The organism is Cellulomonas dongxiuzhuiae (genome assembly GCF_018623035.1).
GTDB lineage: Bacteria > Actinomycetota > Actinomycetes > Actinomycetales > Cellulomonadaceae > Cellulomonas > Cellulomonas dongxiuzhuiae.
Map to the genome: position 1 here is coordinate 1734729 of NZ_CP076023.1, position 18163 is coordinate 1752891.

The 18163-nt window shown below is 73.9% G+C and carries 18 protein-coding genes; 16 read left to right on the forward strand and 2 right to left on the reverse strand.

Annotated elements, in window-relative coordinates; all coding sequences use genetic code 11:
- Positions 1 to 166 precede the first annotated feature (166 nt).
- The 10 genes from KKR89_RS07780 to dnaE all read left to right on the forward strand — a co-directional run bounded on the left by KKR89_RS07780 (position 167) and on the right by dnaE (position 11086).
- A complete protein-coding gene (locus KKR89_RS07780) occupies positions 167 to 1072 on the forward strand; it encodes a cell division protein FtsQ/DivIB (protein ID WP_208197726.1) in 906 nt (301 codons plus the stop codon).
- A 243-nt stretch (positions 1073 to 1315) separates the two neighbouring features.
- On the forward strand, positions 1316 to 2593 hold the full coding sequence (gene ftsZ, locus KKR89_RS07785) for a cell division protein FtsZ (RefSeq protein ID WP_208197727.1): 1278 nt from the start codon (positions 1316 to 1318) through the stop codon (positions 2591 to 2593).
- A gap of 4 nt (positions 2594 to 2597) precedes the next feature.
- Positions 2598 to 3383, forward strand: coding sequence for a peptidoglycan editing factor PgeF (gene pgeF, locus KKR89_RS07790; protein ID WP_251141069.1), 786 nt, complete (start codon positions 2598 to 2600; stop codon positions 3381 to 3383).
- Positions 3384 to 3572: 189 nt separating this feature from the next.
- Complete coding sequence (locus KKR89_RS07795) at positions 3573 to 4052, forward strand: cell division protein SepF (RefSeq protein WP_191784773.1); 480 nt, start codon at positions 3573 to 3575, stop codon at positions 4050 to 4052.
- Between the two features lie 3 nt (positions 4053 to 4055).
- Positions 4056 to 4340, forward strand: a complete 285-nt coding sequence (locus KKR89_RS07800) for a YggT family protein (RefSeq protein ID WP_191784765.1) — start codon at positions 4056 to 4058, stop codon at positions 4338 to 4340.
- 169 nt (positions 4341 to 4509) lie between these two features.
- Complete coding sequence (locus KKR89_RS07805) at positions 4510 to 5196, forward strand: DivIVA domain-containing protein (RefSeq protein WP_208197728.1); 687 nt, start codon at positions 4510 to 4512, stop codon at positions 5194 to 5196.
- A 270-nt stretch (positions 5197 to 5466) separates the two neighbouring features.
- Positions 5467 to 5892, forward strand: a complete 426-nt coding sequence (locus KKR89_RS07810) for a TraR/DksA family transcriptional regulator (RefSeq protein WP_243883411.1) — start codon at positions 5467 to 5469, stop codon at positions 5890 to 5892.
- A 20-nt stretch (positions 5893 to 5912) separates the two neighbouring features.
- Positions 5913 to 6560: a signal peptidase II gene (gene lspA, locus KKR89_RS07815; protein WP_214765753.1), complete on the forward strand. Its 648-nt coding sequence runs from the start codon at positions 5913 to 5915 to the stop codon at positions 6558 to 6560.
- Positions 6557 to 7492 (forward strand): RluA family pseudouridine synthase, encoded by a 936-nt coding sequence (locus KKR89_RS07820; RefSeq protein WP_208197731.1) that lies wholly within the window; start codon positions 6557 to 6559, stop codon positions 7490 to 7492. Before lspA ends, KKR89_RS07820 begins: the two co-directional genes overlap by 4 nt.
- A 30-nt stretch (positions 7493 to 7522) precedes the next feature.
- Complete coding sequence (dnaE, locus tag KKR89_RS07825; RefSeq protein WP_208197732.1) at positions 7523 to 11086, forward strand: DNA polymerase III subunit alpha; 3564 nt, start codon at positions 7523 to 7525, stop codon at positions 11084 to 11086.
- Between the two features lie 16 nt (positions 11087 to 11102).
- On the opposite strand, the gene KKR89_RS07830 is transcribed toward dnaE, so the two are convergent.
- Positions 11103 to 11315 (reverse strand): RNA-binding S4 domain-containing protein, encoded by a 213-nt coding sequence (locus tag KKR89_RS07830; RefSeq protein WP_191784140.1) that lies wholly within the window; start codon positions 11313 to 11315, stop codon positions 11103 to 11105.
- A gap of 65 nt (positions 11316 to 11380) precedes the next feature.
- Here KKR89_RS07830 and KKR89_RS07835 point away from each other — a divergent pair, with 65 nt between their 5' ends.
- From KKR89_RS07835 to hisD, 3 genes are read left to right on the forward strand one after another with little or no spacing between them, the layout of a single operon-like run.
- Complete coding sequence (locus KKR89_RS07835) at positions 11381 to 11764, forward strand: ArsR/SmtB family transcription factor (RefSeq protein WP_208197733.1); 384 nt, start codon at positions 11381 to 11383, stop codon at positions 11762 to 11764.
- A complete protein-coding gene (locus tag KKR89_RS07840; RefSeq protein WP_208197734.1) occupies positions 11761 to 12267 on the forward strand; it encodes an SRPBCC family protein in 507 nt (168 codons plus the stop codon). The genes KKR89_RS07835 and KKR89_RS07840 overlap by 4 nt, the downstream gene beginning before the upstream one ends.
- A gap of 56 nt (positions 12268 to 12323) precedes the next feature.
- Positions 12324 to 13646: a histidinol dehydrogenase gene (hisD, locus tag KKR89_RS07845; RefSeq protein WP_208197735.1), complete on the forward strand. Its 1323-nt coding sequence runs from the start codon at positions 12324 to 12326 to the stop codon at positions 13644 to 13646.
- Between the two features lie 31 nt (positions 13647 to 13677).
- On the opposite strand, the gene KKR89_RS07850 is transcribed toward hisD, so the two are convergent.
- On the reverse strand, positions 13678 to 15837 hold the full coding sequence (locus KKR89_RS07850) for a RecQ family ATP-dependent DNA helicase (RefSeq protein ID WP_208197736.1): 2160 nt from the start codon (positions 15835 to 15837) through the stop codon (positions 13678 to 13680).
- 87 nt (positions 15838 to 15924) lie between these two features.
- On the opposite strand from KKR89_RS07850, the gene KKR89_RS07855 reads away from it, so the two are divergent.
- The 3 genes from KKR89_RS07855 to KKR89_RS07865 are packed head-to-tail and all read left to right on the forward strand — an operon-like array spanning position 15925 to position 18127.
- On the forward strand, positions 15925 to 17046 hold the full coding sequence (locus KKR89_RS07855; protein ID WP_208197737.1) for a histidinol-phosphate transaminase: 1122 nt from the start codon (positions 15925 to 15927) through the stop codon (positions 17044 to 17046).
- Complete coding sequence (gene hisB, locus KKR89_RS07860; RefSeq protein ID WP_191784134.1) at positions 17043 to 17654, forward strand: imidazoleglycerol-phosphate dehydratase HisB; 612 nt, start codon at positions 17043 to 17045, stop codon at positions 17652 to 17654. Before KKR89_RS07855 ends, hisB begins: the two co-directional genes overlap by 4 nt.
- Positions 17651 to 18127, forward strand: a complete 477-nt coding sequence (locus tag KKR89_RS07865; protein WP_208197738.1) for a hypothetical protein — start codon at positions 17651 to 17653, stop codon at positions 18125 to 18127. The genes hisB and KKR89_RS07865 overlap by 4 nt, the downstream gene beginning before the upstream one ends.
- Positions 18128 to 18163 lie beyond the last annotated feature (36 nt).

Below are 18163 nucleotides of genomic sequence, written 5' to 3' on the forward strand. Positions count from 1 at the left end.
CGCCGCCGCACGCCCGGCCGCGCCCCGCCGCGCCGCGGGCCGTCCGGCCGCGCCGGTCGAGGACCCGCCGCCACCCGGCTCACCGACCGAGGCGGTCCCGCGCGCTCAGCGCGCGCCCGCGCCACGGCCCGCCGACCGGCGACCCCGCACCGGGTCCGGTCCTGCCGTGCCACCGCCCGGCGCCCCGGCGCGCCGCGACCAGGACGCTGCGCCGACGTCGGCCCGTGCGGCGACGCCCCGGCCTGCTGCGCCGCCCCCGACGGGACCGACCCGCACCGTCACCACCTACACGACGGGCCGGTTCTCCGGTCCCGTGCGGCCGGCCGTCGTGTCCACGACGTCACGCGAACGGTTCGCCGAGCGCGCGCGGGCGCGACGCAACATCGCGCGCCGGCAGGTCCTCGGGGCCGCGGCCGCGGTCGTGGGCGTCGCCGGCCTCGGCTGGCTGCTCCTCGTCTCACCCGTGCTGGCGCTGGACCTCGCCCAGGTCGAGGTCACGGGCGCGGGCACCGTCGTGGCCGTGGACCAGGTGCTGGCCGTCGTCGCCGACCGGTCGGGCACCCCGCTGCCGCGCCTGGACACCGTCGGGCTGCGGGACCAGGTGCTCGAGGTGCCCGGTGTGCGTGAGGCGCGGGTCGTGCGGGACTGGCCGCACGGGCTGGCCGTGCAGCTGGTGTCGCGCGAGCCGGTGGCGGCGGTGCCGGAGGCGGCGCCCGCCTCCGGGCTCGCGCTGCTCGACGAGCAGGGCGTGCAGGTGGGGCGCGCCGACGTGGCGCCCGCCGGGCTGCCCGTCGTCGACGTCCCGGTGGGGGAGGAGCGCACCCTGTCGGCGGTCCTCAGCGTCCTCGAGCAGCTGCCGCCCGACCTGCTCGCGCAGGTGGAGTCGGTCGCCGCGCGCACGCAGGACACCGTGACGATGCAATTACGGGACGGCGGCGCGCGGATCGACTGGGGGAGCGCCGACGAGACACCGTTGAAGATCGCCGTGCTGGCAGCGCTGCGGGCGGCGCCGGAGGCGGGGGGTGCGCAGGTCTTCGACGTGTCGGCCCCGCGCATGCCCATCACCCGGTGAGCGGCGTGCGGCCGTGCGCGAGCGCGTCGCGGGGGACGCGAGCACGACCAACCCACGACACGCGCGCGGCGGTCGTTGATCCGACGCGGGACGCGACCTAGCGTCACGACTCGACAGCACATCTGACATAACTCTAACTCTCAACCTGAGGGTGAAGGTTCACCAGCACGACCCGCGTCCCGCGTGTCGGGACGAGCACCAGCGGCCCGGCACGCCGCGACCCGCGAACGAGAGGCACCCACCGTGGCAGCTCCGCAGAACTACCTGGCGGTCATCAAGGTCGTCGGCATCGGCGGAGGCGGCGTCAACGCCGTGAACCGCATGATCGAGGTCGGCCTCAAGGGTGTCGAGTTCATCGCCGTCAACACCGACGCCCAGGCGCTGCTCATGTCCGACGCCGACGTCAAGCTCGACGTCGGTCGTGAGCTCACGCGTGGGCTCGGGGCCGGTGCGGACCCGGAGGTCGGCAAGAGGGCCGCCGAGGACCACGCCGAGGAGATCGAGGACGTCCTGCGGGGCGCCGACATGGTCTTCGTCACCGCGGGTGAGGGTGGCGGCACCGGGACGGGCGGCGCGCCCGTCGTCGCGCGGATCGCGCGCTCGCTGGGCGCCCTGACCATCGGTGTCGTGACGCGTCCGTTCACGTTCGAGGGCCGCCGGCGCTCGGTCCAGGCCGACGCGGGCATCGACGCCCTGCGCGCCGAGGTCGACACGCTCATCGTCATCCCGAACGACCGGCTGCTGTCGATCTCGGACCGGTCGGTCTCGGTCCTCGACGCGTTCCACTCCGCGGACCAGGTGCTGCTGTCCGGCGTCCAGGGCATCACCGACCTCATCACCACGCCGGGGCTCATCAACCTGGACTTCGCGGACGTGAAGTCCGTGATGCAGGGCGCCGGGTCCGCCCTCATGGGCATCGGCTTCGCACGCGGCGAGGACCGTGCCGTCCAGGCGGCCGAGATGGCGATCTCGTCACCGCTGCTCGAGGCGAGCATCGACGGTGCGCACGGCGTCCTGCTCTCGATCCAGGGCGGGTCGGACCTCGGTCTGTTCGAGATCAACGAGGCGGCGCGCCTCGTGCAGGAGGCGGCGCACGCCGAGGCCAACATCATCTTCGGTGCGGTCATCGACGACGCGCTCGGCGACGAGGTCCGCGTCACGGTCATCGCGGCCGGGTTCGACAACGGCGGTCCGGTCGTCCGCCGCGACGCGCGCGCGCTCGGTCAGGTCAGCGGTGCGACCGCACGGCAGATCCCGGCCGTGGCTCCCGTGACGAGCCTGCCGAGCGCCCCCTCGACGCCCAGCCCTCGATCGGTCCAGGTGCCGGACGAGGACCTGGTCCCCGTCGGCACGGGTCGTGCCGGCCGCCCGGGCGAGGTCCAGCGGCCCGAGGTCCCCACGTTCCTGCCGTCGCAGGGCGAGCCCGCCCCCGCCACGGGCTCGCTCGAGGTGCCGCGCGTGCTCGCGGAGGACGCGCGGCGCGACCGTGACGAGCTCGACGTGCCGGACTTCCTCAAGTAGACCCGTGCACGAGCGCCCGGGGCCGACGGCCGACGTCCTGCTGGACGTCGTGCCGCTCGGCCCCGGCGTGCTCGCCGGGTTCACCTCCCGCACCGGTGGCGCGTCGGCGGCGCCGTGGCAGGGACTCAACCTCGGCCTGCACGTCGGTGACGACCCCGACGTCGTGGCGGCCAACCGGCAGGCCCTCGAGCGGCGGGTCGGTGTCCCCGTCGTCTTCGCCACGCAGGTCCACGGGTCCGACGTCCTGGTCGTCGGTGACGCGGGCGACGACGGTGAGCGCGGCGACGGCCTCGTGACGCGGTCATGCGACGTCGCACTGGGCGTGTACGTCGCCGACTGCGCGCCGGTGCTGCTCGCCGACCCCGTGGCACGCGTGGTGGCCGCCGCGCACGCCGGGCGCCCCGGGCTGGTCGCCGGCGTCCTGCAGGCCACGCTCGACGCGATGGTGCGAGCCGGCGCCGACCCGGGCCGTGTGGTCGCGGCGGTCGGCCCGTGCATCGCGGGCGCGTCGTACGAGGTGCCGGCCGCCATGCGCGACGACGTCGCCGCGGTGGTGCCCGAGGCCGCGTCCCGGACCACGAGCGGGACGCCCGCCGTCGACCTCGCCGCGGGCGTACGAGCGGTGCTGCTGCGCTGCGGGGTCGCGTCGGTGCACGTCGACGGCCGCGACACCTACGCCGACCCGGCGCTGTACTCCCACCGGCGGGCGGTGCACGACCGCGCAGCGGCGACCGGACGGTCGGCCGGGGTCGTGCGGCTGCTCCCCGGGGCCCGTCCGCCCGGGGGGTGACGTCCGCAGGCCGGTCGCGACACGCCCGCGTGTCGGCGCGCTGCCGCTGCCACCCGTTGCTAGCGTGACCAGCGCTGGGACGTTTCGACACCACCCCCGCACCGCACCGGCACCGGCCGGACCGGCGGTGCCCGGGCGGTGAGGCGGGCCGCACGAGTCGGGGAGGCCCGGCGGATGGGAGACGACGCGATGGCCGGAGCGCTGCGCAAGACGATGCTGTACCTCGGCCTGGCCGACGACCGGTCCGACCACGAGGAGTACCTCGAGGAGTACGAGGAGGCGGAGGTCGCCGTGCCGGAGGACACCTACGAGGCGCAGGTGATGCCCCTGCACCGCACGCCGCGGGTGCAGGCCGCACCCGCGCCGCGCGAGGCGGGTGACCTTCGTCGGATCACGACGATCCACCCGCGGTCGTACAACGACGCGCGCAAGATCGGCGAGGCCTTCCGCGAGGGCACTCCCGTCATCATGAACCTGACCGACATGGACGACGCGGACGCCAAGCGGCTCGTGGACTTCTCGGCCGGCTTGATCTTCGGCCTGCACGGAGCGATCGAGCGGGTGACGAGCAAGGTCTTCCTGCTCTCGCCGGCGCACGTCGAGCTGGCCGGTGACGCCACGAGCACCCCGGAGCCAGCGGCACGTGCCGGCTTCTACAACCAGAGCTGACGCGTGGACCTGATCCGTAGCCTGCTCTACCTGGTCGTCCTGGTCTTCTTCCTGCTGCTGCTCGTGCGCCTCGTGCTGGACTGGGTCCAGTTCTTCGCTCGCGACTGGCGCCCGACGGGGATCGCCCTGGTGGTGGCGGAGGTCACGTACTCCGTGACCGACCCGCCGCTGCGTCTGCTGCGCAGGTTCCTGCCGCCGCTCACGCTTGGGTCGGTGCGTCTGGACCTCGCGTTCCTCGTCCTCGCACTGACCTGCTCCCTGCTGCTGTCCGTCCTCGGGGGGGTGTGAGCAACTCCGCGACACGCCCCGGCGCGGGTTGCGACACGCCGGGCGCAGCGCGCTGCACAGGAGTGTCGGGAGGCGTGCGCCCCCCGGATTCTCCGCTACCGTGGCCCGAGGTGGTCGGTGGACTGACTACCGCCGGCCAGAGCCAGTACGACCGACAGAGGTGACGACGATGGCACTGCTCACCGCAGACGACGTCCTGAACAAGAAGTTCCAGGCGACGAAGTTCCGGGAAGGCTACGACCAGGACGAGGTCGACGACTTCCTGGACGAGGTCGTCAACACCCTGCGGGACGTCCAGGGCGAGAACGACGACCTGAAGACCAAGCTGGCCGCGGCCGAGCGTCGCATCGCCGAGCTCAGCCGGGCCGGTGCCCAGCAGGCCGCCCCGGCACCGAAGCCCGAGCCCACGCCGGAGCCGACGCCGGCACCCGCGCCGGTGCAGCCGGCGCCCGTGCCCGCGCTGGCCCAGCCGCCCGTCACGTCGGCGTCCGCGCCCGTGCGCGGCAACGAGCCCGAGTCGGCCACCGGCATGCTCGCCCTGGCCCAGAAGCTGCACGACGACTACGTGCGCAGCGGCCAGGAGGAGTCGGACCGGCTCATCAACGAGGCGAAGACCCGGGCCAACCGCATCGTGCGCGAGGCCGAGGAGACGTCGCAGCGCACGCTCGGCCAGCTCGAGCAGGAGCGCTCGCTCCTGGAGCGCAAGATCGACGAGCTGCGGGTCTTCGAGCGGGACTACCGCACGCGGCTCAAGAGCTACCTCGAGAACCTCCTCGGAGACCTGGAGAACCGCGGCAACGCGCTGCCGCCGCGGTCGGGCCAGGGCCAGCCCGTGCCGGAGAACCAGAGCATCTGACCCACCTCCGCCGCCGGGGACGCGTGCCCGTCCCCGGCGGCGTCGTCGCGCCCGGTCCCGGGCCCCGCGGACGTCCTGACGGCGGACCCCCCGGGGCCCTCGTGCTTCCCCTCTGCACATGTGGGCACCCGCAGGTCGGCGCGGCGTGTCGCCGCTGCCGGGGGTGCCCGATCCGTGCTGTTGTGCCCGGACGCAGACGCGCATACAGTCGCGGAACTCGAGACGGGGGGAACGTCCGTGATCATGAACGACGCATTGAGCACACTGACGATGGGGTCCGACGAGCTACGGGACGCACTGGTGGGTCTCCTACCGGTGCGTGAAGGTGAGGTGCCGTGGACCCGCAGCGAGATCGACGAGGTCGCCGAGGACCTCGCAGCCGACCGTGAACGGCTCGCCGCCGAGCTGACCGCGGCCGGCGCCGAGCTCTCCGACCTGCTGCGCAACTCCGGCGACGGCGCCGGCGACGATCAGGCGGACTCCGGCTCGTCCGCGCTCGAGCGCGAGCACGAGCTCACGCTGGTCAACAACACGCGGGACCTGCTGGACCAGACCGTGCACGCCCTCGACCGCCTGGCAGCAGGGACCTTCGGGGTCTGCGAGTCCTGCGGGCAGGCCATCGGCAAGGCGCGCCTGCAGGCGTTCCCGCGCGCGATGCTGTGCGTGACCTGCAAGCAGCGCGAGGAGCGCCGCTGAGCCGCCCGTAGACTCCAGCAGTGCCCACGAAGGACGACGCGACAGCTCTGCCCGACGACCCGTCGCCGTCCGCCGCGACCGCGGCGGACGGCGACGGGTCCGTCCCGGCCTCCGACGACGTGCCACCGGAGCGTCGTCGCCGACTGCTCCGCGGCCTTGTGGGCCTCACGCTGGTCGTGCTCGTGATCGACCAGCTCACGAAGGTGTGGGCGGTCCACGCGCTCGAGCCGCGCGAGCGCACGGCCCTGCTGGGTGACCTGTTCGGTCTGCAGCTCGTGCGCAACCCGGGAGCGGCGCTGTCGATCGCCACCGGGATGACGTGGGTGCTGACGATCGTCGCGGTGGTCGTCGTCGTCGTCATCGCCCGGGTGTCCCGGCGGATCGGCTCGGGGAGCTGGGCCGTGGCGCTCGGCCTGCTGCTCGGTGGAGCGCTGGGCAACCTCGCGGACAGGCTGCTGCGCGAGCCCGGGCCGCTGCGCGGGCACGTCATCGACTTCCTCGCGTACGGGCGGCTCTTCGTCGGCAACGTCGCGGACATCGCGATCGTCGTCGCGGCCGGTCTCATCGTGTGGTTGACCGCCCGGGGCGTCCACGTCGACGGGACGCGCGACGAGCGGCACGACGAGGAACGCACGGTCGAGGTCGACGCGCCGGGGAGCGCCGCGTGAGCGGCACGCGGGCGCTGCCCGTGCCCGACGGCCTGGCGGGAGAGCGCGTGGACGCCGCGCTCGCGCGGCTGCTCGGTCTGTCGCGCACCCGCGCGGCCGAGCTCGCGGCCGAGGGTGCCGTGCGGGTCGACGGCCGTCCCGCGGGCAAGTCCGACAGGCTCGTCGCCGGCGCGTACCTCGAGGTCGACCTGACGCCCGCCGCGCCGACGGCCCCGGCCGTGGTCCCGGAGCCCGTGCCGGGCATGCGGATCGTGCACGACGACGACGACCTCGTCGTCATCGACAAGCCGGTCGGTGTCGCGGCGCACCCGTCGCCGGGCTGGTCCGGGCCGACCGTGGTCGGCGCGCTCGCGGCGACCGGCTACCGGATCTCGACGTCGGGCGCGGCCGAGCGGCAGGGGATCGTGCACCGCCTCGACGCGGGCACGTCGGGCCTCATGGTCGTCGCCAAGAGCGAGCACGCCTACACGGTCCTCAAGCGCGCATTCAAGGAGCGCACGGTCGAGAAGGTCTACCACGCGCTCGCGCAGGGGCACCCGTCGCCGACAACGGGCACCATCGACGCGCCGATCGGCCGGCACCCGTCCTCGGACTGGAAGTTCGCGGTCGTCGCCGACGGCAAGCCGTCGATCACGCACTACGAGGTCCTGGAGATGCTGCCCGGTGCGTCGCTGGTGGAGGTGCACCTCGAGACGGGTCGCACGCACCAGATCCGCGTGCACTTCGCCGCGCTGCGGCACAGCCTCGTGGGCGATCTCACGTACGGCGCGGACCCGGCGCTCGCCGAGCGCCTCGGCCTGACGCGGCAGTGGCTGCACGCGATGCGCCTGGGGTTCGAGCACCCGGGGACCGGGCAGTGGTTCGAGGCGACCAGCGAGTACCCCGCCGACCTCGCCGCGGCCCTCGAGACGCTCCGGGGTGCGTACGCCTGAGCGTCCGTGGGGCGACGTAGGATCGCCCTCATGGCTGCTGGAGGATCCCCGGACCCGTCTTTCGTCCACCTCCACGTGCACAGCGAGTACTCGATGCTCGACGGGGCCGCACGCATCGGCGAGATGCTCGACGAGGCGGGTCGTCTGGGCCAGACGGCGATGGCGATCACCGACCACGGCTACCTGTTCGGCGCCTTCGAGTTCTGGCAGAAGGCGACCGACCGGGGCATCAAGCCGATCATCGGCGTCGAGGCGTACGTCACACCGGGCACCAGCCGGTTCGACCAGAACCGCGTCCGGTGGGGCGAGGCGCACCAGGCGGCCGACGACGTCTCGGCGCGCGGTGCCTACACGCACCTGACGCTGCTGAGCCGCACCACCGAGGGCATGCACAACCTGTTCCGGATGGGTTCGCTCGCCTCGGTCGAGGGTCAGATGGGCAAGTGGCCCCGGATGGACCGTGAGCTGCTCTCCCGGTACGCGGACGGCCTGATCGCGACGAGCGGGTGCCCCTCGGGCGAGATCCAGACGCGGCTGCGGCTGGGCCACTACGACGAGGCGCTGCGTGCCGCGGGCGAGCTGCAGGACATCTTCGGCAAGCAGCACTTCTTCATCGAGGTCATGGACCACGGCCTGGACATCGAGCGTCGGGTCATCAAGGACCTGCTCCGCGTCGCCGAGGGCATCGGCGCACCGCTCGTCGCGACCAACGACCTGCACTACACGCGTGAGGAGGACGCCCACGCGCACGAGGTGCTGCTCGCGGTGCAGTCCGGGTCCACCCTCGACGAGCCGACGAGCGACCAGGGCGGCAGCCGGTTCGCGTTCGGCGGCACGGGGTACTACGTGAAGTCGGCGGCGGAGATGCGCCGCACGTGGGCCGAGCTCCCGGAGGCGTGCGACAACACGCTGCTGGTCGCCGAGCAGTGCGACGTGAAGTTCAACACCGGTGCCAACTACATGCCGCGCTTCCCCGTCCCCGCGGGCGAGAACGAGGACTCCTGGTTCATCAAGGAGGTCGAGCAGGGCCTCCTGCGCCGGTACCACGGGTCGGTCCCGGACGCCGTGCGCAAGCAGGCGGACTACGAGACGGGCGTCATCACGCAGCTCGGCTTCTCGGGCTACTTCCTCGTCGTCGCGGACTTCATCAACTGGGCCAAGAAGCAGGGCATCCGCGTGGGCCCCGGTCGTGGGTCCGCGGCCGGCTCGATGGCGTCGTACGCGGTCGGCATCACCGAGCTCGACCCGCTCGAGCACGGCCTGATCTTCGAGCGGTTCCTCAACCCCGAGCGCGTGTCGTGGCCCGACGTCGACGTCGACTTCGACGAGCGCCGTCGGGGTGAGGTCATCCGCTACGTGAGCGACAAGTACGGCGACGACCGGGTCTGCCAGATCGTCACGTACGGCACGATCAAGGCCAAGCAGGCGCTCAAGGACGCGTCGCGCGTGCTGGGCTTCCCCTTCGCCATGGGGGAGAAGCTCACCAAGGCCATGCCGCCGCCCGTCATGGGCAAGGACATCCCGCTGTCCGGCATGTACGACCCCGAGCACCCCCGGTACGCCGAGGCCGACGAGTTCCGGCAGGTGGTCGCGGCGGACCCCGAGGCGCAGCGCGTGCTCGAGACCGCGCGCGGCCTGGAGAACCTCAAGCGCCAGTGGGGCGTGCACGCGGCCGGCGTCATCATGTCGAGCGAGCCGCTGCTCGACATCATCCCGATCATGAAGCGCCCCCAGGACGGCGCGATCATCACGCAGTTCGACCAGCCGGCGTCCGAGGCGCTCGGGCTGATCAAGATGGACTTCCTGGGTCTGCGCAACCTGACGATCCTCGACGACGCGCTCGAGAACATCGTGATGAACGGCAAGCCGGCGATCCTCATCGAGGAGGTCCCGCTCGACGACCCCGCGACCTACGAGCTGCTGGGCCGGGGCGACACGCTCGGTGTCTTCCAGCTCGACGGCGGGCCGATGCGCTCGCTGCTCCGGCAGATGCGGCCCGACAACTTCGAGGACATCTCCGCCGTCATCGCGCTGTACCGGCCCGGCCCGATGGGCATGAACTCGCACGTCAACTACGCGCTGCGCAAGAACGGCCTGCAGGAGATCGAGCCGATCCACCCGGAGCTGGTCGAGCCGCTCCAGGACGTGGTCGGCGTCACGCACGGCCTGATCGTCTACCAGGAGCAGGTGCAGAAGGCCGCCCAGGTGCTCGCCGGCTACTCGCTCGGACAGGCCGACCTGCTGCGTCGTGCGATGGGCAAGAAGAAGCAGGAGGTGCTCGACAAGGAGTTCGTGCCCTTCCAGGCGGGCATGCGCGAGCGCGGGTACTCCGACGCCGCCATCCAGGCCGTGTGGGACGTGCTCGTGCCGTTCGCCGGCTACGCGTTCAACAAGGCGCACTCGGCGGCGTACGGCGTCGTGTCGTACTGGACCGGCTTCCTCAAGGCGAACTACCCGACCGAGTACATGGCGGCGCTGCTCACGAGCGTCCGCGACGACAAGGACAAGTCGGCGCTGTACCTCGGCGAGTGCCGGCACATGGGCATCACCGTGCTGCCGCCGGACGTCAACTCGTCGTCCGCGAACTTCACGGCCGTCGGGGTGGACATCCGCTTCGGCCTGACCGCGGTGCGCAACGTCGGTGCCAACGTGGTCGACGCGATCGTGGCGGCGCGCGAGGAGAAGGGCGCCTTCACGTCCTTCACCGACTTCCTCGACAAGGTGCCGGCCGTCGTCTGCAACAAGCGGACGATCGAGTCGCTCATCAAGGCGGGGGCGTTCGACTCCCTCGGGCACCCGCGCCGCGCGCTGCTGCTCGTGCACGAGCAGGCCGTCGACGCGGTCATCGACGTCAAGCGCAAGGAGGCCACGGGGCAGTTCGACCTGTTCGCCGACCTGGCGGGCGACGACGAGACCGGCTCCGGCATCGCCGTGACGATCCCGGACCTGCCGGACTGGGACAAGAAGCAGCGCCTCGCGTTCGAGCGCGAGATGCTCGGGCTGTACGTCTCGGACCACCCGCTGTCGGGGCTGGAGCACGTGCTCTCGGCGCAGGCGGACGTGTCGATCGCGACGCTGAACGCCGACGAGGCGCGCCCGGACGGCTCGACCGTGGTGGTCGCGGGCCTGGTGACGAGCCTGCAGCGCAAGATGTCCAAGCAGGGCAACCCGTGGGCGGCGGTGACCCTCGAGGACATGGAGGGCTCGGTCGAGATCATGTTCTTCGGCGAGACGTACCTCGCCTACTCGACGGTGCTGGCCGAGGACGCGGTCCTCGTCGTGCGGGGGCGCGTGCGCCGCCGTGACGACACGATGCAGCTGCAGGCGATGGAGGTGTCGATCCCGGACACGTCGCAGGGGGCGGACTCGCCCGTGGTCGTGTCGTTGTCGGAGGGGCGCTGCACGCCGCCCGTGGTCGAGCGGCTGCGCGAGGTGCTCTCGACGCATCCCGGTGTCACCGAGGTGCACCTGCGGCTGACGAGCCCGGGCCGGGCGGTCCTCATGCGGCTCGACGACGGACTGCGGGTCGAGCGGTCGCCGTCGCTGTTCGGGGACCTCAAGGCGCTGCTCGGGCCGAGCTGCCTGGCGTCCTGACGCGACGTGCGGGGGGTCAGCCCTCGACGGTCGCGCGCTGCACGCCACCGGGGAGGTCGACCTCGACCACGTCGCCGGGCCGCAGCTGCCGGCCGCGGCGGGTCTCGGGCTCGCCGTTCACGGTGACGGCGCCGTCGTCGAGCAGCGCGCGGGCCTGGCCGCCGGTGTCCGCGATGCCGCCGAGCTTGAGGAACTGGCCGAGGCGGATGGGCTCGTCGTCATGGGTCACGGTCCCAGTGTCGCAGGCGCTTCTTCACCCTTGTGTTATATAACGCGGCGCTCACATACTGCCTCATGCACCCGATGGACGCCCTCGGTGACCCCGTGCGCCGCCGCCTCGTCGAGCTCATCGGCGCGGGCGAGCGGCCGGCGGGCGAGCTCGCCGCGGCCGTGGGCGCGGACTTCGGCATCAGCCAGCCCGCGGTCTCGCGGCACCTGCGGGTGCTGCGCGAGGCCGGCCTCGTCGTCGCGCGACCCCGCGGGACGACGCGGCTGTACGCGGTGCGGCCGGAGGCGGTCGACGAGGTCGGACGCTGGGCGGCGTCGGTCGTGCGGGACTGGTCGCCGCGGCTCGACGCGCTCGCGACCGAGGTCGCGCGCGGCCGGCGAGCGGCGCCGAGCCGGGCGCAGGACGACGCGGGGACCCGCGGGACGAGCACCTACCAGGAGGACGCATGAGCGCACGCACGCCCGACGACGGCACGGTCACGATCGGTCCCGACGCCGCCGAGGTCACGTTCCGCCGGCCCTACGCCACGACGCCCGAGGACCTGTGGGACGCCGTGACCGACCCGGACCGGGCGCGGCGGTGGCTCGGCGCCCTGCACGGCGACCTGCGGGTGGGCGGGACCTACGAGCTGCGCATGGGGGAGGACCGGCCGGACGCGGACGACGTCGCGCACGGCGAGATCCTCGGGTGCGAGCCGCCGCGCGTCCTCGAGCTCACGTGGCGCTTCCCCGGGGAGCGGGAGTCCCGCGTGCGGGCGACCGTCGAGCAGGACGGGGACGGCGCGGTGCTGGTCCTCCTGCACACCGCGCTCGACGCGCCCGCCGCGCGCGGGTACGGCGGGGGCTGGCACGTCTTCCTCGACCGGCTCGACGACCACTGCGCGGGCCGGCCCGTCCGGGCGTGGGACGAGCTCTTCGCCGAGCGTCGCGCGCGCTACGCGGACGCCGGCTGACCGCGGCGGCGGAAAGGTCGCGGCGGTGGCCCGGGGCCCGGCCTAGACTCGACGCCGTGATCTCCCGCATCGACCTCCGCGGTCGCCGTCCGTCGCGTCGTGAGCTCCTCGCCGAGCTGCCCCGGGCGGAGTTCGACGTCGAGCACGCCGCGGCCGTCGTCGCGCCGATCCTCGAGGACGTGCGCACGCGGGGCGCGGCCGCCCTCCGCGACCTCGCCGAGCGCTTCGACGGCGTGCGCCCGGCCCACCTGCGGGTGCCGGCCGACGTCCTCGCCGGTGCGACGGCCGCGATCGACCCGCAGGTGCGCGAGGCCCTTGAGGAGACGATCGCGCGCGTGCGGCGCGTGCACGCCGCGCAGGTCCCGCGCGACTTCACGGTCGAGGTCGCCCCGGGCGCCCAGGTGCGGCAGCGCTGGCTGCCCGTGCGGCGCGTCGGCCTGTACGTGCCGGGCGGGCTGGCCGTGTACCCCTCGTCCGTCGTCATGAACGTCGTCGCGGCGCAGGAGGCCGGTGTCGGGTCCCTCGTGGTCGTCTCCCCGCCGCAGAAGGACCGCGACGGCCTGCCGGACCCGGTGGTCCTCGCGACGTGCGCGCTGCTCGGGGTCGACGAGGTGTACGCCGCCGGGGGTGCGCAGGCGGTCGCGATGCTGGCCTACGGCGCGGACGGCAGCGACGACGTCGACGGCGAGACGCTGTGCGAGCCGGTCGACGTCATCACCGGGCCGGGCAACGTGTACGTGGCCGCCGCCAAGCGGCTCGTGCGCGGGCTCGTGGGCATCGACTCGGAGGCCGGCCCGACGGAGATCGCGATCCTCGCCGACGGGACGGCCGACCCTGTGCACGTCGCCGCCGACCTCGTCTCGCAGGCGGAGCACGACCCCCTGGCCGCCGCCGTGCTGGTCACGCCGTCGGTCGAGCTGGCCGGGGCCGTCGAGGCCAAGCTCGTCGACCTGGTGGAGGTCACCGCCAACCGCGACCGGGTCGCGGCCGCGCTGCGCGGGACCCAGTCGGCGATCGTCCTCGTGGACGACCTCGAGGCCGGTCTGGACGTCGTCAACGCCTACGGCGCCGAGCACCTCGAGATCCAGACCGTCGATGCCGCGGCGTGGGCGGACCGCGTCACGAGCGCCGGTGCGATCTTCGTGGGGCCGTGGTCACCGGTGTCGCTCGGCGACTACATGGCGGGGTCGAACCACGTCCTGCCCACGGGCGGGTGCGCGCACTTCTCGAGCGGCCTGGGCGTGCACTCGTTCCTGCGCGCCGTGCAGGTCGTCGAGTACGACGCCGACGCGCTCGCGGCCGTGGCCGACCGGGTGGTCGCCCTGGCCGACGCCGAGGGCCTGCCCGCCCACGGCGAGGCGGTCCGCGCGCGGTTCTGACGCGGCGCCGCACCCGCGGCGGTCCGCGCCCTCAGCCCACCCCGAGGACGAACGGCAGCACGTCGGTCGCGCCCGCACGGCGCAGCATGCGTCCGGCGACGGTCAGCGTCCACCCGGTGTCCGTGCGGTCGTCGACCAGCAGGATCCGCAGCCCGTGGACGCCCTCGGCGACGTCGGGCGGCAGGTCGAGGTGGCGCAGCACGTCGGCGAGCCGCTGCGCCGAGTTCACGTCGTGCCGGGCCGGCGACCCCGTGGGGACGAGCGCGCCCAGCAGGGGCACGCCCAGGAGCCGGGCCGTGCCCGCGGCGAGGTGCTCCACCAGCGCGGCGCGGCTCTCGGACGCGACCGCGACCACCGCGTCGACCTGCGGCTCCCAGGCGTCGAGGACGGTGCGGACCGCCGGGCGCAGGTTCGGGGGCAGCTCGGACGGGACCTGCTCGCGCAGGGCCTCGCGCAGCGGACCGCCCCAGCCGAGCGCGTCGAGGCGCCCGACCGCACGACCCTCACCCACCTGCTCGCCCGCCGCGATGCGGCCCTTGAGGTCGAGGCCGAGCGTGCCCAGGCCCGACGGCCACTGCCGCCGCGCCGTGACGGGCTCACCGGGCACCGAGAGCAGCTCGCGCGCGTGCTCCACGGCCGTCGCGTCCGGCACGGCTCCGACCGCCGTCCCCGTGCAGCGGTCGCACCGGCCGCAGCGCCAGCCGTCGGGCAGCTCGGGGTCGTCGAGGGCGGCGCGCAGGAACGCCATCCGGCAGCCGTCGGTCGCCTGGTAGTCCAGCATCGTGCGCTGCTCGGCCCGGCGGGCTGCGGTGACCCGCGCGTACCGCTCGCCGTCGTAGGTCCACGGCCGGCCGGTCGACTCCCAGCCGCCGCGGACGCGGCGCACCGCACCGTCGACGTCGAGCACCTTGAGCATCCCCTCGAGGCGGCTGCGGCGCAGGCTGACGAACGTCTCGAGCGCGGCCGTCGACAGCGTGCCCTGCGCGTCGAGCGCCGCGAGCGTCGCGCGGACCTGGTCCTCCGGCGGGAACGCGGTCGACGCGAACCACTCCCAGATCGCCTGGTCGTCGTGACCGGGCAGCAGGACGACGTCGGCGCGCGCCGTCGCGCGACCGGCGCGCCCGACCTGCTGGTAGTACGCGATGGGCGAGGACGGGGCACCCATGTGCACGACGAAGCCCAGGTCGGGCTTGTCGTAGCCCATGCCGAGCGCCGAGGTCGCGACCAGGGCCTTCACCCGGTTCGCGAGGAGGTCCGCCTCGATCGACTCGCGCTCCGTCGGGTCGGTCTGCCCCGTGTACGCGCGCACGTCGAGCCCGGCGGAGCGCAGGTGCTCGGTCACCTGGTCGACCGCGGCGATCGTCAGGCAGTACACGATGCCCGAGCCCTCGAGCGTCGGCAGGGTCGCGGCGAGCCACGCCAGCCGCGTCGCGACGTCGGGCAGCTGCGTGACCTGCAGCCGCAGGCTCGGGCGGTCGAGCGTGCCGCGCAGCACGAGCGTGCCGTCCGGCGCCGCACCACCGACGTCGGTCACGGCGAGCTGCTCGGCCACGTCGGCCGTCACGCGCTCGTTGGCGGTCGCGGTCGTCGCCAGGACCGGGACGCCGGCCGGCAGGTCCCCCAGCAGCGTGCCGATGCGCCGGTAGTCGGGCCGGAAGTCGTGCCCCCAGTCGGACACGCAGTGGGCCTCGTCCACCACGACGAGGCCGGCGTCCGCGGCGAGCCGCGGCAGGACCTCGTCCCGGAAACCGGGGTTGTTGAGCCGCTCGGGGGAGACGAGGAGCACGTCGACCTCGCCGGCGGCGATCCGCGCGTGCACGTCCTGCCAGTCCTGCTGGTTGGCCGAGTTGAGCGTCTCGGCCGCGATGCCGGCGCGGCGGGCGGCGTCCACCTGGTTGCGCATGAGCGCGAGCAGCGGGGACACGATGATGGTCGCGCCGCGCGGCGGACCGGCAGCCCCGCGACGCAGCAGCGCGGTCGCGACGAAGTAGACGGCGGACTTGCCCCACCCCGTGCGCTGCACCACCAGAACGCGGCGGTGGTCCGCGACGAGCGCCTCGACGGCCTGCCACTGGTCCTCGTGCAGCCGCGCGTCCTGGCGGCCGACGAGCTGGCGCAGCACCTCCTCGGCCTGTGCGCGCAGCGCGACCCGGTCGACGGCGTTCGCGGGCGCGGCGGTGTGCGGGGGCATGTGCGGCAGCGTACGTCCGTGCGCCGACACCGACCCCCGCGCGGGCGGCGCCGCCGGGCGGTGCCTCGCGGAACCTAGACTCGGGGCGTGACCGCAGCCCCTGACCTGTCGCCCGGCACGCTGCCGCTGCGCCCCGAGCTCGTCGGCCTCGAGCCGTACGGCGCGCCGCAGCTCGACGTCCCGGTCGCGCTCAACGTCAACGAGAACCCGTACGCGCCGTCCGAGGAGGTCGTCGCGGACGTCGCGGCCGCCGTCGCCGCGGCGACGCGCGGGCTCAACCGCTACCCGGACCGCGACTTCGCCGAGCTGCGCGCCGACCTGGCCGCGTACCTCGAGGTCGAGTCGGGCGTGCACCGCGAGCCCGAGCAGATGTGGGCGGCGAACGGCTCGAACGAGGTCATGCTGCACCTCCTGCAGGCGTTCGGCGGGCCCGGCCGCACCGCGCTGTCGTTCGCGCCGACGTACTCGATGTACCCCGAGTACGCGCGCGACACCTCGACCGCCTGGGTCATGGGGCGCCGCGCCGAGGACTTCACGCTCGATCCCGAGCGCGCGCGTGCGACCGTGGCGGAGTACCGGCCGAGCGTCGTGCTGCTCGCGAGCCCCAACAACCCGACCGGCACCGCGCTGCCGCTCGACACCGTCCGCGCCGTGCTCGACGCGGCGTCGCGCGTGCCGGGCGGCTGCGTCGTCGTCGTCGACGAGGCGTACGGCGAGTTCCGGCGTTCCGGGACCCCGTCGGCGCTCGAGCTGCTCGACGCCCACCCGCACCTGGCCGTGACCCGCACCATGTCGAAGGCGTTCGGGCTGGCCGGCGCGCGGGTCGGGTACCTGTCGGCGTCGCGCGAGCTGGTCGACGCGCTGCGGGTCGTGCGGCTGCCTTACCACCTGTCGGCCGTGACCCAGGCCGTGGCCCGCGCCGCGCTGCGCCACGCACCGCAGCTGATGGCGCAGGTGGGCTCGCTGCGGGCCGAGCGGGACGCTCTCGTCACGTGGCTGCGGGAGCGCGGGTTCGACGCCGCGGACTCCGACGCCAACTTCGTGCTGTTCGGCAGGTTCGACGACCGCCACGCGGTCTGGCAGGGTCTGCTCGACCGCGGGGTCCTCGTGCGTGTCACGGGCCCCGAGGGGTGGCTGCGGGTGTCGGTCGGCACCCCGGCGGAGACGTCGGCGTTCAAGGACGCCCTGGTGGAGGTGACGGGACGATGAGTGAGGCACGCCGCCGTACGGCGCGCATCGAGCGCAGCACGAGCGAGTCCAGCGTGCTGGTCGAGCTCGACCTCGACGGCACGGGACGCACGCAGATCGACACGAGCGTGCCGTTCTACGACCACATGCTCACGGCGCTCGGCAAGCACTCGCTCATCGACCTGACGGTGCAGGCGAAGGGCGACACCCACATCGACGTGCACCACACGGTCGAGGACACCGCCATCGTCCTGGGTCAGGCGCTGCGCGAGGCGCTGGGGGACAAGCGCGGCATCGCGCGGTACGGCGACGCGACGGTCCCGCTCGACGAGGCGCTGGCGCAGGCGGTCGTCGACGTGTCCGGGCGGCCGTACCTCGTGCACACCGGTGAGCCCGCCGGGCAGGAGTACCACCTCATCGGCGGGCACTTCACGGGGTCCCTGACGGCCCACGTGCTCGAGTCGATCGCGCACCACGCCGCGTTCAGCATGCACGTCCGTGTGCTCGCGGGGCGCGACCCGCACCACATCGTCGAGGCGCAGTTCAAGGCGCTCGCCCGCGCGCTGCGTGCGGCGGTCGCGCTCGACCCGCGCGTCGACGGCGTCCCGTCCACGAAGGGCGCGCTGTGAGCGGGGACGACCTCGGTGACCTCCAGGTCCCCGACGACATCTCGGGCCTGACCGCGGCCAAGCCGCCGTCGGTCGCCGTGGTCGTCACCCAGGTCGCCGTCGCCGACGCGCTCGCCGCCGCGTGCTCGCTCGCGTCGGTCGACGTGGACGCCGTGCCGTCGCCGGTCGGGGCGCTCGCGGTCCTGCGCGACCCCGCCGCCGGCCCCGCGGCCGCCGGGGCGGTCTCGCGGCTCCTGCGGCAGGTCCCCGTCGTGCTGCTGGAGCGGCGAGAGGGCAAGGTCTCGGCGTCGCAGTGGGTCGGCGGTGCGCACGAGAAGGACCTGCCCGCCGGTCTGGTGCTGTCCGGTGCGCCGCCGGTGCTCGAGGACCTGCTGCTGGGTGACGTGCCGGCGTCCGAGGTCGAGGGCGTCGTCTCCTCGGTGGGGCTCTCGCGCTGGAAGGCCATGCGGCTGCTGGCCTCGCACCGGCGCTGAGCGGGGCCACGCCACCGGGCGGTCCCGCACGTCCCG

Excerpts from the sequence above, each read along its gene's own strand:
- KKR89_RS07805 (WP_208197728.1), top strand. The coding sequence starts at position 4,510 with ATGGCACTGCTCACCGCAGACGACGTCCTGAACAAGAAGTTCCAGGCG.
- dnaE (WP_208197732.1), top strand. The coding sequence starts at position 7,523 with ATGGCTGCTGGAGGATCCCCGGACCCGTCTTTCGTCCACCTCCACGTG.
- hisB (WP_191784134.1), top strand. The coding sequence starts at position 17,043 with ATGAGTGAGGCACGCCGCCGTACGGCGCGCATCGAGCGCAGCACGAGC.
- KKR89_RS07810 (WP_243883411.1), top strand. The coding sequence starts at position 5,467 with ATGGGGTCCGACGAGCTACGGGACGCACTGGTGGGTCTCCTACCGGTG.
- KKR89_RS07835 (WP_208197733.1), top strand. The coding sequence starts at position 11,381 with ATGCACCCGATGGACGCCCTCGGTGACCCCGTGCGCCGCCGCCTCGTC.
- KKR89_RS07795 (WP_191784773.1), top strand. The coding sequence starts at position 3,573 with ATGGCCGGAGCGCTGCGCAAGACGATGCTGTACCTCGGCCTGGCCGAC.
- KKR89_RS07850 (WP_208197736.1), bottom strand. The coding sequence starts at position 15,837 with ATGCCCCCGCACACCGCCGCGCCCGCGAACGCCGTCGACCGGGTCGCG.
- KKR89_RS07840 (WP_208197734.1), top strand. The coding sequence starts at position 11,761 with ATGAGCGCACGCACGCCCGACGACGGCACGGTCACGATCGGTCCCGAC.